The organism is Actinoplanes nipponensis, assembly GCF_016862275.1.
GTDB classification, from domain to species: Bacteria; Actinomycetota; Actinomycetes; order Mycobacteriales; family Micromonosporaceae; genus Actinoplanes; species Actinoplanes nipponensis.
The window spans coordinates 1-16,145 of sequence record NZ_BOMQ01000029.1; the positions used below are offsets into that span (position 1 = coordinate 1).

Below are 16,145 nucleotides of genomic sequence, written 5' to 3' on the forward strand. Positions count from 1 at the left end.
TCCCGACCGGCCGGGCAGGCGGCATCCGGCTCCGGCGTGGTGGCGGAGCCGGGGTTCGGCGGGGCTGCCGGCGCGGGGTCGACGGCGGTCGTCGCGCCCGGGCGTCCGGAGTGGAGCCCGGACGGCGGCCGGGGGCGCGGGCCGGCGCACCGCGAGGGTGGCCGGGCCGGGTCGGGCCGGCGGCGGCTCGTGCTCTGGTCGTCGCTGGTGGCCCTGGTCGTCTCCGTGCTGGCGCTGTTCGCCGCGCTGGGCACGTCGCGGCAGACGATCGAGGCGGGACCGTCCCCGGCCGCGACGCCGCCCCCGGCGAGCCCGCGACCGTCGGCGAGCCCGCGGGCCTCGGCGACCGCGACCGTGCCGGCGACCCCGCGAGCGGCGGCCACCACGGCCGCGCCGCTGGACGTGGATGTCGCGCTGGCCCGGGTCCGCTCGGCGATCGAGGCCGGCCGGGCCGCGCGACAGATCCGGCCGGACGTCGCGGTCGACCTGCTCAACCTGCTGCGCCCGCTGAGCCGGGCGAACGGGCGGGCGGCGGAGGAGCAGGCCGCCGAGCTGCGGCGCAAGGTGGACGACCGGGTCACCGAGGGCAGTGTGGACGCCGCCCGGGCGGCCGTGCTGCGCTCCCGCCTGGACGACCTCGACGAGGCGCTCGGCTCCAGCTGATCACCGCCCCGCGGCGGCGGACGGCGAAGGCGCGGGCCGCCCAACGAGAGTGACGGCGCGGCCCGCGGCGACGAGACGCAGGCGGCGATGACGAGACGCGGCCCGCGGTGACGAGACGCAGCCCGCGGTGACGAGACGCGGACGGCGATGGGAGCTGACGCGGCGGCCGCGGGATGGCGGGTGCGGTCAGGCCGAGCCGCGGAGCACCAGGCGGGTGCTGAGCACGGGCCCGCCCGGCCCGGGGTCGTCGCCGTCGATCTTGGCCAGCAGCAGCCGGACCATCTGCCGGCCCATCTCCTCGATCGGCTGGTGCACGCTGGTCAGTGGCGGGTCGGTGTGCCGGGCGATGACCGAGTCGTCGAAGCCGATCACCGCGATGTCGCCCGGCGCGGACAGGCCGTGCTCGCGCATCGTCCGCAGCGCGCCCGCGGCCATCATGTCCGAGGCGGCGAAGACGGCGTCGATGTCCGGGTGCCGTTGCAACAGCCGGCGCATCGCGGCGGCGCCGGCCTCCTCGCTGAAGTCGCCGTGCTCGACGATGCCCTCGCCCACCACGTCGCGGTACCCGTCCAGGCGGGCCAGGCCGGGCGCCATGTCCATCGGGCCGGTGATGGTGGCGATCCGCCGGCGTCCCGCGCGACGCAGGTACTCCACCGCCTCGCGGGCGCCGCCGCGGTTGTCGGCGTCCACGAAGCTGCCCCGTTCGGCCTCGGTCGGCCGGCCCGCCCGCACCGTCGCCACGCCGCGTTGTTCCAGCTTGGCCAGCAGGGTGTCGGTGCCGTGCAGCGAGAGCAGCAGCGCGCCGTCGACGTGCTGCCGGGTCAGGTAGCCCTCGAGCCGTTCCCGTTCCTGGGGCGACTGGGAGATCATCAGCACCATCTGCAGGTTGCGTTCCACCAGCACCGAGGCGATGGCCTGCACGATGCGGCCGAAGAACGGCTCGGCGAAGAAGCGTTCCCCGGACTCGAAGATGACCAGGGCGATCGAGTCGGTCCGCTGGGTCACCAGGGTGCGGGCGGCGCGGTTGGGCACGTAGCCGAGCTCCGCGATCGCGTCCTCGACCGCGGCCTTGGCGCCGGGGCTCACCTGGGCCGAGCCGTTGACCACGCGCGACACGGTGCCGCGGCCGACCCCGGCCCGCTCCGCGACCTGGTCCAGCGTGGGGCGCCCGGTGGACCGGGACCGCTCCGTCGTCATCGGCCCTCCCCTTCGGCCCGTGGTGCCTTACCAGCCACAACCTACCTTGCGGGCGCACCCGGGCGACGGTGGGCGGGCCGCGGACGGCGGCACCCGGTAGCGGCTCAGGGTCTGGCCCATGATGGCGCTGAACAGCGGCGCCGCCACGTCGCCGCCGGCGCCCTCGGGCACCGCGGCGGAGACGGCCACCACGTAGCGGGGGGTCTCGGCCGGGGCCAGGCCGATGAACGACACGGCGTTCGCGGTGGTGTACCGGCCGTCGACCAGCCGGTCCAGCGTGCCGGTCTTGCCGGCGACCCGGTAGCCGGGCACGGCCGCGCGGCGCCCGGTGGCCCCGGGCAGCACGACGACGGCCTCCAGCATGGTGCGCACCTCGGCGGCCACTTCCGGGCTGAGCACCCGCCGGGTCAGCGGCGCCGGGGCGGGGGTCGTCCGGCCGTCGGCGTCGACGGTGGCGCGGACCAGCCGCGGCGCGACGTACGTGCCGTCGTTGGCGATGGTCGCGTACCCGGCGGCCATCTGGAGCAGCGTCGCGTCCACGCTGGCGCCGATCGGGACCGAGCCGGAGGCCGACGGGCTCCACTGCCGCGGGTCCAGCAGCCGGCCCGCGCTCTCCCCCGGCATGCCCTCGCCGGTGGCGCGGCCGAGGCCGAACCGCTGCTGGTAGTCGAAGATCCGCTGGGGGCCGAGGCGGTCGGCGATCGCGATCGTGCCGACGTTCGACGAGTACGCGAGCACCTGCGCGACGGTCAGCCGGGTGCCGGGCGGCTGCGGGTGGTCGTCGGTGAACGGCGTACCCCCGCGCACCAGGGTCTCGCCCGCCGGCACCGTCGTGTCGGCGGTGATCACGCCCTCCTGGAGCGCGGCGGCGACGACGAACGCCTTGTGGGTCGAGCCCGGCTCGGCGGCGAGGCCGCTGGCGACGTCGGCGCGTTCGGCGGGCTCGTACCGGAGGGGCTCGGCCGCGTTGAAGCCCGGGCAGCTGGCCTGGGCCAGCACCTCGCCGGTACGGACCTCCAGAACGACCGCCGCGCCGAGGGTGGCGCCGGCCTCGGCCAGCGGCGGGCACAGCGCGCCCTGCACCTGGAACTGCAGATCCCGGTCGATGGTCAGGTGCAGGGTGCCGCCGGGACGGGCCGGGGTCAGCCGGTGGTGGCCGCTGGGGATCTCCTTGGCCAGCCGCCCGTCGTCGACGCCGGGGTTGCCGCGCTCCTGGACGAGCCGGCCGTCGCGGCCGCGCAGCACGTCGTCGTAGCGGGCCTCCAGCCCCTCCAGCCCGGTGCGGTCCGCGCCGGTGAAGCCGATCAGGTTGGCCGCCAGGTCGGCGCCGGGCACCTGGCGGCGCTCGTCGCGGCCGGTGCCGATGCCGGCCAGGGCGAGCGCGTCGACGCTGTCGGCTTGGGCGAGGTCGACGCCGCGGGCCAGGTACGCGAACCGCGCGTCGGCGCCGCCGGGGAGCTTGTGCCGGGCCATCAGCCGGGTGAGCCGGGACGGGGCGACGCCGAGCAGCGGGGACAGCCGGGCGGCGGCGGCCGGGGCGTCCTCGATCAGCTCGGGGTCGGCGTAGACGTACCGGGACTCGACGCTGCGGGCGAGCACGGCCCCGGAGCGGTCCACGATGCTGCCGCGCGGCGCGGGCAGCCGGATCTCGACGAGCCGGCTGCGCTGCTGCGCGACCAGCAGGTCGCGGGCCCCGGGCGACTGGCCGACCTGGAGCACCACCAGCCGCACGCCGATGGCGGTGAACAGCGCCAGGGCGAACACGGTGGCCAGCCGGATCCGGCGGCGGCCGCCGGCCAGCCGGGTCCGGGGACGGGATCGCGGCCGCGGCCCGGGCGCCGGATAACGCCGCGACCGGCGAGACGGCCGAGGCCGGGCCGGCCGCCGAGACCCAGCGGCCGGTCCGGGCGCGAGAACCGGCCCGGGGCCGGCGGACGCGCCGGCGGACGCGGCAGCGCCCGCGGCGGACGGGCCGGAGGCGGCAGCGGACGGGCCGGAGGCGGCAGCGGACGGGCCGGAGGCGGCGGACGGCCGGGAAGGGCGCCGGGACGCCCGCCGGTCCCCCACCAGGTCCAGCGCGTCCCGTAGCGGATCATCCGGCCCGCCCCGGGACGCGGACTGGTCGCGGGGGTCGTACGAGCGGTCGCGGGGCATGGCGGCGGTCCTCGCATGAGCGGCATCGACGACCGCGATCTTGTCAGGCCCGCTCCACCCGCCGCCGGCCGGTGCCCGCGGACGGTTCCCGGCGAAAGAAGTTCGGCCGTTTGCCTCTCAACCGGCCCCGGGCGTCCGACAGGTGGGGTCGTGCAGCACTGGGCCGGTTCCGACGTCTCCTCGGCGCGTTACCGCGCGCGGCAGATCCGGCTCGACCTGGGGATCGTCGCCGCGCTCACCGCCATGGGCGCGCTCCGCGTCGAGGTGGCCTGGGCGCCGCAGTACCGCTGGTGCCTCGTCCCGCTCGCGCTCGCCATGGTGGTGCTGCTGGGCCTGGGCGCGCTGCCGTGGCCCCGGCTGGTGCGCCGCCCCGGCCTGACCGGCTGGCTCACCGCCTGGTACGTCGCCTGCCTGGCCGGCATCCTGGTCTTCACCCGCCTCGACGGCGACGGCACGGCGATCTACCCGGCCGGGGCCATCGTGGTCGTGGTGGCCGCCGCCGCGCTGGCGTCGCCCCGCACGATCCTCGGCCTGGGGCTGCTGGCCCAGGCCGGCTACCTCGTCCTCGCGCTCACCGCGGCGCGGCCGAACCCGGTGCTGGTGGCTTCCCTGGGCATGGTGCTGACCGTCGTGGTCGGGCTGTGCGTGCTGACCGCGCACAACCGCCGCCTGCAGGACGCCCAGCGCACGGGGGCCGAACGCCGCAGCGAGGCCATGCTCGAGAACGGCTCGGACGCCGTGCTGGCCGTGGCCGACGGCCAGGTCGTCTTCGCCAGCTCCTCGACCGGCCGGATCCTGGGCCGGGAGGCGTCGCAGTTCACCGCCGAGACGCTGATGGCGATGACCCATCCCGACGACCTGGCCGAGGTGGTCGCCTGGATCACCGAGCTGCACGCGGCCGGGCCGGGCCGGACGACCCGGATCGACTCGCGCTGCCGGCACGCCGACGGGCGGTGGTTCCACGTGCAGGTGACCGGCACCAACCGCCTGGACGACCCGCACATCGGCGCGGTCGTGCTGACCATCCGGGACGTGAGCGCGCAGAAGGCGCTGGAGGGCGAGCTCACCCGGCAGGCGTTCCAGGACTCCCTCACCGGCCTGCCGAACCGGGCGCTGCTGGGCGACCGGATGAACCAGGCGGTGGCCCGCAACCGGCGCAGCGGCGGCCGGGTGGAGCTGCTGCTGATCGACCTGGACGACTTCAAGAAGGTGAACGACACGCTCGGGCACCGCGCCGGTGACGAGCTCATCCGGGCCGTCGCCGCCCGGATGGCCGGCTGTCTCCGCCCGGCCGACACCCTGGCCCGGCTCGGCGGCGACGAGTTCGCGGTGCTGGTCGAGGGCCTGGACGACCTGGAGCTGGCGGCGCTGGCCGAACGCCTGCTGGAGGTCGTGCGGTTGCCGGTCCGGGTGGGTCACCGCGACCTGATCACCACGGCCAGCATCGGCATCGCCTCGGCCAAGATCACTGACACCTCCTCCGAGGCGGACACCCACGAGCTGCTGCGCGACGCGGACCTGGCCATGTACGCCGCCAAGACCGCCGGACGCGACCGCGCCGTGGTGTTCGACGACGCGATGTACGCCGACGCCGTCCAGGACGCCGAGGCGCGGGCGCAGCTGGAGCGGGCGCTGGCCGCAGGCGAGTTCCTGGTGCACTACCAGCCGATCGTCGACCTGCCCTCCGGCCGGCTGATCGGCGTGGAGGCGCTGGTCCGGTGGCAGCACCCGGAGCGCGGCCTGCTGGGGCCGGACACGTTCATCCCCCTGGCCGAGGAGACCGGGCTCATCGTGCCGCTCGGGCACTGGGTGCTGGCCGAGTCGTGCCGGCAGGTGGCCGCCTGGCACCGCGAGGTCCCGGACGCCGGGCGGCTGCGGGTCAGCATCAACCTCTCGGCCCGCCAGTTCCAGCACGCCGGGCTGGTCGGCGACGTCGCCGCGGTGCTGCGGGAGTCCGGGATCGACCCGGGCCGGGTGGTCCTGGAGATCACCGAGTCGCTGCTCATGCGGGACACCGACGCCACCATCAGCACCCTGCACGAGCTGCGCGCCCTGGGCGTGCACATCGCCATCGACGACTTCGGCACCGGCTACTCGTCGCTGTCGTACCTGCGGCGGTTCCCGATCGACATCCTGAAGATCGACAAAGCGTTCATCGACCGGATCGCGACGGACCCCGACGACGCCACCCTGGCCGAGGCCGTGGTGCAGCTGGGCCGGGCGCTGCGGCTGCAGACCGTGGCCGAGGGCATCGAGAGCCTCGACCAGCACTCCCTGCTCAGCGCGCTGGGCTGCACGTACGGCCAGGGCTACCTGTTCGCCCGGCCGGCCGGGCCGGCGCACATCGAGGCGCTGCTGCGCCAGTCGCGGAACAGCGGCGACCACCGGGACGGCACGGGCGACTGGTGGGGCCCGGCCGGCGCGGTCAGCCCGGCGCCGCCAGCCTGAGCTCGCCGACGTGCCCGCGCAGGGCGGCGCGGGCCGTGCGGCCCAGCCCCTCGTCGCTGACCAGCACGTCCGCGGCGGCCAGCGGGGCGATGGTGGCCACGCCGGTCACCCCCCACTTGGTGTGATCGGCGAGCACCACCACCCGGCGCGCGGCCCGCAGCAGCAGGCCGTGGGTCCGGGCCTCGGCCGGGTCCGGCGTGGTGAACCCGGCCCGGGCGGTCATCCCGTGCGCGCCGAGGAACAGCAGGTCGAGGTTGATCCCGGCGGCGGTGTGCTGCGCGACCGGGCCGACGAGCGCGCCGGACGCGGTACGGGTGCCCCCGATGAGGACCACGGTGCGGTCGGGCCGCGCGTCGTCGTGGAACACGTCGGCCACCCGGATCGAGTTGGTCACCACGGTCAGGCCGGGCACCTCCCGCAGCGCGGCGGCGAGCAGGGCGGTGGTGGTGCCGGCCAGCACGCCGACGGCCTGGCCGGCGCGGGCCAGCCCGGCGGCGACCCGGGCGATGGCCAGCTTCTCCCGGCGCCGGCCGCCGTCGCGGCGGCCGGCCGGGCCGGGGCCCCGGGTCAGCGCGATCGCGCCGCCCCGGACCCGGGAGACCAGGCCCCGTCCGGCGAGCGCCTCGATGTCGCGGCGCGCGGTGACGCGGGAGACGCCGAGGCGGTGCCCGAGGTCGGTGGTCCGGGCCCCGCCGTCCCGGTTGATCACATCGAGGATGGTGGCCTGCCGCAGCACCGCCGCATTCATGCCGCGACGGTAGGCAGGGCCGAAACGGGGGTCAACGCACCGCGTCCGACAATGTCGCACGCTTTCGCCGACCCCCGGCGGCTCACGGCCAGACGTACGGCGTCCGCGGGTGGTGTGGCTCGCGGGGCTGCCGGTACGGGTGGGCGCGGAACTGCGCGGTGTGCAGCCCGAACGACCGGTCCAGCTTGGGCATCCAGTACGCGTCGTCGTGCCGCCCCGGCCCCAGCTGGTAGTCGTGCCGCACCCCCTTGGCGGCCAGCGCCGTGCTCATCCGCTGCGCGGCCACGCCGAAGCGGTAGTCGTCCTGGTCGCCACCGTCGAAGTAGTACGTGTGCCGGTTGAGCTCCGCCGCGGTCATCCCGGTGACCAGCGCGATGGGCTGCTGGCCGGCGTTGGCGGCCTGCTCGGCGGCGGTGCCGGCCAGCGGGGCCAGGCTCAGCGCGCCCATGTGGCTGGCGATGGAGCTGAACACCTCGGGGTACGCCAGCCCCAGGGTGAAGGCGCCCTGGCCGCCCATCGAGACGCCGCTGAGGCCGCGGTGCTCGCGGTCCGGGATGGTCCGGTACGCCCGGTCCACCAGCGGCACGATCTCCTTGACGATCATCGAGCGGAAGTTGCCCGCCGAGGTGTCCACGTACCAGCCGCTGTCGCCGTCCGGGAAGACGACCACGGACTCGGCCAGGCGCGCGTCGGTGGTCAGCCGGTCCAGGACGGCGTCCATGTCGCGCGCCTCCCACTCGATGTTGCTGCCGTTGAAGCCGTTCAGCATGTACACCACCGGATAGCGCCGGGCGGAGGTGCGGGTGTAGCTCTTCGGCAGGTACACGTCGAACTGCACGCGCCGGCCCATGGCCGTGGACGCGTAGCTGTCGCGGAAGAAGCGCGCGTGGTCGCCCAGTTCCCGGTCGCGGCGCGGGTCGAGGTAGAGCAGTTCCCGGGTGGCCGGCTGCAGCACGGCGCCGTCGGCGCCGGTCCAGCTCCGGATGGTGTCGACGACCAGGCGGCCCTGGGCGTCCACGAAGACCTCGGCCTGGCTGTCCCGCAGGGTCACCGGGCCCCGGACGGCGCGCAGGTCACCGAGGCGACGGGCGGCGGTGTCACCCTGGTGGAAGAAGTCGCCGGCCAGGGTGTCCGCGTACGCGCGCAGGTCCCCGGCCGCCAGGGCCCTCCGCTGCCGGCCGAGGACGGCGCAGGCGTGGGCGAGCTGGGCCGGGCTCGCCGCCGTACCGGTGATGCCGGCCAGGGTCCGCAGCCGGGCCTCGGAGAACAGGCCGACCGGGCCCTGGTGGAAGCCGCCGCCGCCGGTGCCGTCGTAGATCCGGACCGCGAGCACGTTGGTGGCGCCCCAGCGCAGCAGGCCGTCGTCCGGGTAGTACTCGCGCGGGACCTCCCAGGTGGAGTTGAAGGCCGGCGGGAAGCCGCCGGTGCGGCCGATCTCGCGGCCGTTGAGGAACGTCTGGTCGGCGTCGTCGATCTTGCCGAGGGCGGCCACGACGGCCGAGTCGGTGACCCCGGCCGGGCGTTCGGGCAGCGTGAACGTCCGGCGGTACCAGGCGAAGCCGTCGTACGTCGACAGGTTCGTGGCCCCCCAGTCGTCCGGGACCGACCAGGCGTCCCAGCCGGTGTCCACGAAGGACGGGTCGGACCAGACGGGGTCGTCGCCGGTGCGGAACCGCCAGCCGGCGCCGGCCAGGTCCACGCCGAAGTCGACCGAGCCGGTGGTGGCGCAGGAGGTGTCGGCGGGGCGGGGGCCGGCCGCGGCGACCGTCGGCGCGACGGCCACGGTCGCCGGGGTCAGCACGGCGAGAAGGGATGCCAGCAGGGCGCGGGCAGGGATCCGGGGCATGGTCTGCTCCTCGATGAGCCGAACAAAAACCAACACGAAACACGACGGTCGAACGTTGGCAACAAATCCCCGGATTGTCAATGGTCCCCGGGGCACGCCGGGCCACTGTGGAGGGCCCACGGCCGATGGGCCGGATGAGCCATGGTGTCGGTTCATGTTCGATTCGGCGCGGCGGCTGCGCGGTGGACCCGGTTCCGGGCGCCCCGGCAAACCCGTCGTTGTCGTGGGAGCGCTCCCATGTAACGATGATCGTCACTGTCTTGACCGTCGTGAGGAAATCCCGCCATGCGCCTGACCCCGACCCGCGCCGCGCTCGCGCTGCTGACCGCGGCGGCCCTGGCCACCCCGGCCCTGATGGCCGCCGGCCCGGTCGCCGCGGCCGACGAGCCCGCGCCGGTCACGGTGGTGACGAACGACTTCGAGGACGGCACCACCCAGGGGTGGGCGCCCCGCGGCGCGGCGGCCCTGGCCCCGAGCACGACGGTCGCGCACGGCGGGTCGGCCAGCCTGGCGGTCACCGCCCGCGCCGCCACCTGGCAGGGTCCGGCCCTGGACGTGCTGGGCCGGCTGGCGCTGGGCACCCAGTACACGATCTCGGCCTGGGTGCGGCCGGCCGACGGCGCGGCGGCCGACAGCGCCCGGCTCAGCGTGGAGCGCCGCAGCGGCGGCGTCGCCTCCTACGACCAGGTGGCCGGCAACACCGCCGTCACCGCGGGCGGCTGGACCCAGCTGACCGGCCGGTACACCCCGGCCACGGAGGTCGACTTCTTCAGCCTGTACGTGGAGACGGCCGGCGCCACCGGCTCGTTCTTCCTCGACGACGTCAGCATCTCGTACGTGCCGGCGCGGCCCGTCCAGACCGACATCCCCGCGATCCGCGACGTGGTGACCGAGTTCCCGGTGGGCGCGGCGATCACCGCGGCGGAGACCGTCGGGGCGCACGGGCAGCTGCTGGCCCGGCACTTCTCGTCGGTCACCCCGGGCAACGCGCTCAAGTGGGACGCGACCGAGCCCACCGAGAACACGTTCCGCTTCACCGACGCGGACCCGCTGATCGCGTACGCCAAAGCCCACGGGATGGCCGTGCGCGGCCACACCCTGCTCTGGCACAACCAGACGCCGGCCTGGGTCTTCACCGACCCGGCGGGCGCGCCGATGACCGCGACCGCGGCCGACAAGGAGCTGCTGCTGGCCCGCCTGAGCAACCACATCCGCACCGTGGCCGCCCACTACGGCACCGACATCGGGGTCTGGGACGTGGTCAACGAGGTGATCGACGAGAGCCAGCCGGACGGCCTGCGGCGCAGCCCCTGGTACACGATCACGGGGCTGGACTACATCCGCACGGCGTTCCGGGTGGCGCGCGAGGCGGCGCCGCACGCCAAACTGTTCATCAACGACTACAACACCAACGTCCCGGCCAAGCGCGACGCGCTGTTCAACCTGGTCGCCGAGCTGCGCGCGGAGGGCGTCCCGATCGACGGCGTCGGCCATCAGATGCACATCAACGTGGACTGGCCGAGCGTGGCCGAGACCGAGGCGATGATCCGCACGTTCCAGCCGCTCGGCGTCGAGCAGCAGATCACCGAGATGGACGTCAGCATCTACCGCGCGAACGACGAGAGCTTCCCCGCGCCGCCGGCCGACCGGCTGCTCCGGCAGGCGGCCGTGTACCGCGACATGGTCGCGCTGTTCCGCCGGTACGCCGGCGACATCACCTCGGTGACCGTGTGGGGACTGGCCGACGACAACACCTGGCTGGACACGTTCCCGGTGACCCGCAAGGACGCGCCGCTGCTGTTCGACACCGCCCTGCAGGCCAAGGAGGCGTACTGGGGTGTGATCGGCCGGAGCTCACCGTCGGCTTCTGCCTCCCCCTCGGCCTCTGCCTCCCCCTCGGCCTCCGCCTCCCCCTCGGCCTCCGTGTCCCCGTCCGCGTCCGCCTCGTCCGGGCCGGGCGCCGGCTGCTCGGTGTCGTACCGGGTCACCGGCACCTGGCCGGGCGGCTTTCAGGGCGAGGTCACCGTGACCAACACCGGCCGCCAGGCGCTCACCGGCTGGTCGCTGGGCTGGTCGTTCGCCGACGGCCAGCGGATCACCCAGGCCTGGAACGGCACGGCGACCCAGGCCGGCGCGGCCGTCACCGTCGCCAACGTGTCCTGGAACGGCGCCGTCCCGGCCGGCGGCACGGCGTCGTTCGGCTTCCTCGGCTCGTGGACCGGCGCGAACAGCGTGCCGGCGGCCTTCACCCTCAACGGACAAGCCTGCGGCTGACCGGCGGGGCGAGCCCGTTACCGGTCAGCCGTTGACGGTGCGGTGCACGATCGCCGCCGAGAAGGTGGCGAGCACGGCCACGAACACCCACCAGTCGGCGAAGATGACCCGGCGGTGTTCGGCAGCCTGCTCGCCGGGCTGCCGGCGCTGCTCCACCAGGTCACTCAGCCGGCGCACCAGCTCCCGCGCCCGGTCCCCGCGCGCGGCGAGGAACGACTCGGGCAGCCCCCACACCCGGATCCGGCGGCCCGAGGCCAGCACGAGCCGGATCGACAACCAGTCCAGCACGATGCCGTCGACCCGGCCGTAGGGGACGTCGTGGACACTGAGGAGGTTGACCACGGCGAAGGACCGGGCGTGCGCGACGAGCCGGGTCCGGAAGCCGGCCCGGAACGCGAACCAGCAGGCCGACGCCATGAACAGGGCGAAGGCGGCGTCGGAGCACCAACTCGCGACCGACGGACGGCCGAGCTCGACGGTGAACCCGACCAGCGTGATCAGAAAGACGATTTTGAGAATGAGCCGGTCGCCCCCGCTGCCGAAGGTGATCCGCGGGTCACGGCCGGCCGGCTCGGCTGCCACCCGGTCCCCTCTCGTCGGCGTCCACCGCTCAGCTGATCCACTTCACGGCGCCGTTGAACACGTTGGTCCAGTTGAAGACGGCCATGTTGTCCCAGCCGTCGCCCGAGGTCGCGATGTTGGCCGGGTTCCAGCCGTTGCCGGGCACCGCGGTCCAGGTCGGCTCCCAGTAGAACACGCCCGTCGCACCGCCCGCCTTGGCCGCGTTCTGCACGGCGGTGAACGCCGCCGCCTGCCCGGCCCACGTCGCCGGGTAGCCGGAGCACGCGGTGGTGATGCTGTTGCCGGTGCCGTCGGCGTTGTTGAGGGTGAACGGCGTGGCGGTCTCGGCCAGGATCGCCGGCCGGCCGTAGCGGGCGATGACGTCGGCGACCACGCTGGTCAGGTTGGCCATCGTGCCGTGCCAGTTGCAGTAGTACGACAGGCCGGTGATGTCCCAGGTGACGCCCTTGGCCCGGATCCCGTCGTAGAACCAGCGGGCGTGCGCGTCGCTGTCGGAGTTGGCGGTGTGGATGATCACCTGGGTCGTGGAGTTGCAGGCCTTGGTGGCGTTGTAGCCCGACTTCAGCAGCAGGCTCAGGTTGGTGAAGTCGTTGTTGACGACCTTGCCGTCGTTCCACAGCATGCCGACGTTGATCTCGTTGCCGATCTGCACGCTGTCCGGGGTGGTGCCCTGCGCCTTGAGGCTGCTGCACAAGCCGTACGTGTAGTCGTAGACGTCCTTGGTCAGCGCGCTGATCCCGTGGCTCGCCCACGCGGCCGGTTTGGTCTGCACGCCCGGGTCGGCCCAGGTGTCGGAGTAGTGGAAGTCGACCAGCAGCTTGAAACCCTTGGCCTTGACCGTGCGGGCGTACGCCAGCACCTTGGCGGCGTCGTTGTAGCCGCTCGCCGGGTTGTTCCACACCCGCAGCCGGACGTAGTTCACGCCGGCGCCCCGGAGGATGTCGAGCGGGTCGGCCTCGGCGCCCGCGGCCGTGTAGTACCTGGCGCCGAGGTCCGTGGCGCGCTGCAGCGTGGAGACGTCGGCGCCGCGCATGGACAGCGTGGCGGCCTGCGCCTGCGGGGCCGCGGCCAGCACGGCGGCGGGCAGGGTGACGGCAATGAGGGCGCCGAGAGCGCCCAGCCGCCGGCGGATCTGACGAGCGAACATGCGCGGCCACCTGTCGGTCGGGACTGGGAGCGCTCACACTAAACCGGCGGATCGACAGATGTAAATAGATGTCAAGACGGTTGGGAGCGCTCACAGGCGCGGGTCGGGCCAGTCAGCCGGTCCGGCCCAGGCGGACGGTCCGGGCGTACACCTCTTCCCGGATGTCCCCGGGGATCCAGTAGCCGTCCGCCAGCTCCTGCAGGAACGTCTCGACCGCGCGCCGCCGGCCGGCGGCCGAGGCCGCCGCGCGGTACCCTTCGCCGTCCCGGACCTGCGCCGCGAGCTCATCCAGGCGCCCGGTGATCACGTCGTGGTGTTCTCCGGCCCGCGCGGCCGCGGTGAGGACGGCCGCGTTGCGGGCCGCACTGTGGAGCCACCGGTTCACTCCCGCCGACCGCACGACCCGCTTGGCGATCGTGTGACGCTGACCGTCCCCTTTCGCCGCGCGGAACTCGGGGTCCGCCAGCAGGAGACCGACAACCCCGTCGATGACCTCGTCCCGCTGGTGCTCGGTCATCGCCTGGTATTCCTCGTACGCCCGCTGGTCCTCGCGGTCCTGCCCGGAGTCGTCCGGGGCAGGACCGGCCACGTCCCGGCGGAGCGCGTCGGCGATCTCCTGCCCACGCTGCTCGAGCGAACGGCCTTCCCACTCGTCGAACCAGTCCGTGACCTGTTCCCAGCAGTGCAGCACCCCGTTCGCGACGAACGCCAGCTCGACCGCGCCGGCCTCCCCGGCGTGCCGCGCGAACTCCGGCGAGGGTGGCAGTCCGTCCCGGACCCTCCGCAGCCGCAGGTACAGCAGACCACCGCCGAACCTTCCCGCCAGGGCGAGGAAGGCGTCCAGGGTCATCGCAGCCGGATCGATGTCGGCCACCAGCCCGCCGGTCGCCTCGGGAATCGCCGGGACGACGGTCATCTCGTGGGCGGCGGCGAACCGCGCGGCCTGCTGGGCCAGCTCTTCCGGCACGATGGTCACGACCGGTCAATCTACAGCCGGCGGCGGGTGAGCTCGGCGGTCAGCAGGCGCCGCCGGTCAGAGCCCCGGCCGGCAGCCCTCGCGGATCACCGCGGCGCCGCCCGCCGGCAGGCGGACCGCCCCGGCCACGGCGGTCCCGGTCAGCAGGTCGAATCCGGCGGCGGGCACCTCCACCCCGTCGCCGGTGTGGTTCATCAGGAACAGCCACGGGCCGCCGTCCCCGTGCCGCCGCACCGCCTCCACCCCCGGCGGCAGTCCCGGCACCTCGGGGCCGGCCCCGGCGGAGGCCGCCACCGTGGCCAGCAGCTCGCCGTAGCCGTCCGGGTCGAGCCGGGTGGAGACGTAGTAGGCCGTGCCGTCCCCGACCGTGTGCCGGGTCAGCGCGGGCCGGCCGTCGAGGACGCCGCCGGCGTACCGGGCCAGGACGTGCGCGCCGGCGAGGTGGACGGTCTCGCTCCACAGGTCGCCGGTCGCCCCCGACGGCAGCCAGAGGTCGCCGGCGGCCGCCGGGGTGAGGCGCACCCGGTCGTCGGGGCCGAGCGGGTGGAACTCCTCCACCCGGACGCCCAGCAGGTCGCGCAGCGCGCCCGGGTAGCCGCCGGTGCGGACCCGGGCGTGCTCGTCGGCGACGCCGCTCAGGAAGGTGGCCACCAGGTGTCCGCCCGCCGCGACCCAGGACCGCAGCGCGCCGGCCTGGTCGGCGGTCAGCAGGTAGTGCATCGGCAGCACCAGCATCCGGTACGCGGCCAGCCCGTCCAGCCCACCCAGCACGTCGGTGAGGATGCCGCGCCGCCACAACGCCCGGTGCGCGCGCTGGGCCTCCTCGGCGTGGTCCAGCCGGGTCGAGGGCAGCCCGGGCGCCTGCAGGGCCCAGGCCGACGGCTCGTCGTAGGCGATCGCCACCCGGGCCGGCAGCGCGGCCCCGGCGGTCTCGCCGATCCGCTCCAGGTCCTCCCCCAGCGCGACCGTCTCACGGAACACCCGGCTGTCCGGGCCGGCGTGCGGCACCAGCGCGGAGTGGAACAGCTCGGCGCCGCCGCGCGGGGCCCGCCACTGGAAGAACAGGGCGCCCCGCGAGCCCCGGGCCACGGCGGCCAGGCTCTGCCGGGCCATCCGCCCCGGCTCCTTGGTGTGCATCCGGTCGGCGGCGTAGACCAGGTTCGGGGCCGTCTCCATCAGCAACCATCCGGACCCGCCCGGGGTGTGGCGCGCCCAGCCGCGGGCCAGGTCCGCGGCGAACGCCGCCTGTTCCTCGGCGCCGGAGCCCGGGTCGGACGGGTAGTGGTCGATCGCGACCTGGTCCACCTCGCGGGCCCAGCGGGCGTGGTCGACCGGCACCCAGCCGCCCAGCACGAAGTTGGTCGTCACCGGCACCCCGGGCGTGGCGGCGCGCAGGACGTCGCGCTGCTCGACGTACGCGGCCAGCAACTCGTCGGAGGTGAACCGCCGGAAGTCCAGCACCTGGGCCGGGTTGGGCAGGTACTGCGTGCGCCGCGGCGGGCGGATCTGCGCCCAGTCGGTGTAGTGCTGGCCCCAGAACGCCGTGGTCCAGGCGTCGTTGAGCTGGTCCAGGCCGGCGTAGCGCCGCCGCAGCCAGTCCCGGAACGCCTCGGCGGTCAGCTCGCAGTGGCACGTGGTGCCGTACTCGTTGTGCACGTGCCACATCGCCAGCGCGGGGTGGCCCCGGTAGTGCTCACCCAGGGCGGCGGCGATGCCCCGGGCGGCCGCGCGGTAGGCCGGCGCGCTCGCGCAGTACGTGTCCCGGCTGCCGTGGCTCAGCCGCACCCCGTCGGCGTCGACCGGCAGCGCCTCGGGGTGGGCCAGGCCGAACCAGGGCGGCGGCGACGCGGTGGGGGTGGCCAGCACCGCGTCCACGCCGGCCGCGGCCAGGCGGTCCAGCACCTCGTCCAGCCAGCCGAAGTCGTACCGGCCCGGCGCGGGCTCCAGCCGGGACCACGCGAACACGCCGACCGTCGCGGTGGTCACCCGGGCCCGGCGCATCAGCTCGGCGTCCTCGGCGTGCACCGCGGCCGGCCATTGCTCGGGGTTGTAGTCCCCGCCGTACAGCAGCCGTGGCATGCCGCTCCCCCGCTTGTAGTTTGTTGGGATT

General features: G+C 74.9%; 10 protein-coding genes and 1 pseudogene. 3 read left to right on the forward strand and 8 right to left on the reverse strand.

The features are described 5' to 3' along the window. Nucleotides 1-663, forward strand: a pseudogene (locus Ani05nite_RS12805) (hypothetical protein); the annotation flags it as partial. 186 nt (nucleotides 664-849) lie between these two features. Here the strand turns inward: Ani05nite_RS12805 and Ani05nite_RS12810 are convergent. Beyond that, nucleotides 850-1,860: a LacI family DNA-binding transcriptional regulator gene (locus Ani05nite_RS12810; RefSeq protein WP_203768189.1), complete on the reverse strand. Its 1,011-nt coding sequence runs from the start codon at nucleotides 1,858-1,860 to the stop codon at nucleotides 850-852. Between the two features lie 27 nt (nucleotides 1,861-1,887). Next, nucleotides 1,888-4,014, reverse strand: a complete 2,127-nt coding sequence (locus Ani05nite_RS12815) for a peptidoglycan D,D-transpeptidase FtsI family protein (RefSeq protein WP_203768191.1) — start codon at nucleotides 4,012-4,014, stop codon at nucleotides 1,888-1,890. Nucleotides 4,015-4,164: 150 nt separating this feature from the next. Between Ani05nite_RS12815 and Ani05nite_RS12820 the strand changes: the two genes are divergently transcribed. Then, nucleotides 4,165-6,462 (forward strand): putative bifunctional diguanylate cyclase/phosphodiesterase, encoded by a 2,298-nt coding sequence (locus Ani05nite_RS12820; RefSeq protein ID WP_203768193.1) that lies wholly within the window; start codon nucleotides 4,165-4,167, stop codon nucleotides 6,460-6,462. Here the strand turns inward: Ani05nite_RS12820 and Ani05nite_RS12825 are convergent. Both Ani05nite_RS12825 and Ani05nite_RS12830 read right to left on the reverse strand, forming a co-directional pair. Continuing rightward, nucleotides 6,440-7,210 (reverse strand): DeoR/GlpR family DNA-binding transcription regulator, encoded by a 771-nt coding sequence (locus Ani05nite_RS12825; protein WP_203768195.1) that lies wholly within the window; start codon nucleotides 7,208-7,210, stop codon nucleotides 6,440-6,442. The genes Ani05nite_RS12820 and Ani05nite_RS12825 overlap by 23 nt on opposite strands. An 82-nt stretch (nucleotides 7,211-7,292) precedes the next feature. Next, nucleotides 7,293-9,056 (reverse strand): alpha/beta hydrolase, encoded by a 1,764-nt coding sequence (locus tag Ani05nite_RS12830; RefSeq protein WP_203768197.1) that lies wholly within the window; start codon nucleotides 9,054-9,056, stop codon nucleotides 7,293-7,295. Nucleotides 9,057-9,341: 285 nt separating this feature from the next. On the opposite strand from Ani05nite_RS12830, the gene Ani05nite_RS12835 reads away from it, so the two are divergent. Further along, nucleotides 9,342-11,330, forward strand: a complete 1,989-nt coding sequence (locus tag Ani05nite_RS12835; RefSeq protein WP_239129808.1) for an endo-1,4-beta-xylanase — start codon at nucleotides 9,342-9,344, stop codon at nucleotides 11,328-11,330. Between the two features lie 24 nt (nucleotides 11,331-11,354). Here the strand turns inward: Ani05nite_RS12835 and Ani05nite_RS12840 are convergent, their stop codons facing one another. The 4 genes from Ani05nite_RS12840 to Ani05nite_RS12855 all read right to left on the reverse strand — a co-directional run bounded on the left by Ani05nite_RS12840 (nucleotide 11,355) and on the right by Ani05nite_RS12855 (nucleotide 16,114). After that, nucleotides 11,355-11,912, reverse strand: a complete 558-nt coding sequence (locus tag Ani05nite_RS12840; RefSeq protein WP_203768200.1) for a hypothetical protein — start codon at nucleotides 11,910-11,912, stop codon at nucleotides 11,355-11,357. 28 nt (nucleotides 11,913-11,940) lie between these two features. Beyond that, nucleotides 11,941-13,059, reverse strand: coding sequence for a glycoside hydrolase family 53 protein (locus Ani05nite_RS12845; RefSeq protein ID WP_203768202.1), 1,119 nt, complete (start codon nucleotides 13,057-13,059; stop codon nucleotides 11,941-11,943). Nucleotides 13,060-13,171: 112 nt separating this feature from the next. Then, complete coding sequence (locus Ani05nite_RS12850; protein WP_203768204.1) at nucleotides 13,172-14,035, reverse strand: hypothetical protein; 864 nt, start codon at nucleotides 14,033-14,035, stop codon at nucleotides 13,172-13,174. Between the two features lie 57 nt (nucleotides 14,036-14,092). Continuing rightward, a complete protein-coding gene (locus tag Ani05nite_RS12855; protein WP_203768206.1) occupies nucleotides 14,093-16,114 on the reverse strand; it encodes a beta-galactosidase in 2,022 nt (673 codons plus the stop codon). Between the last annotated feature and the right edge of the window lie 31 nt (nucleotides 16,115-16,145).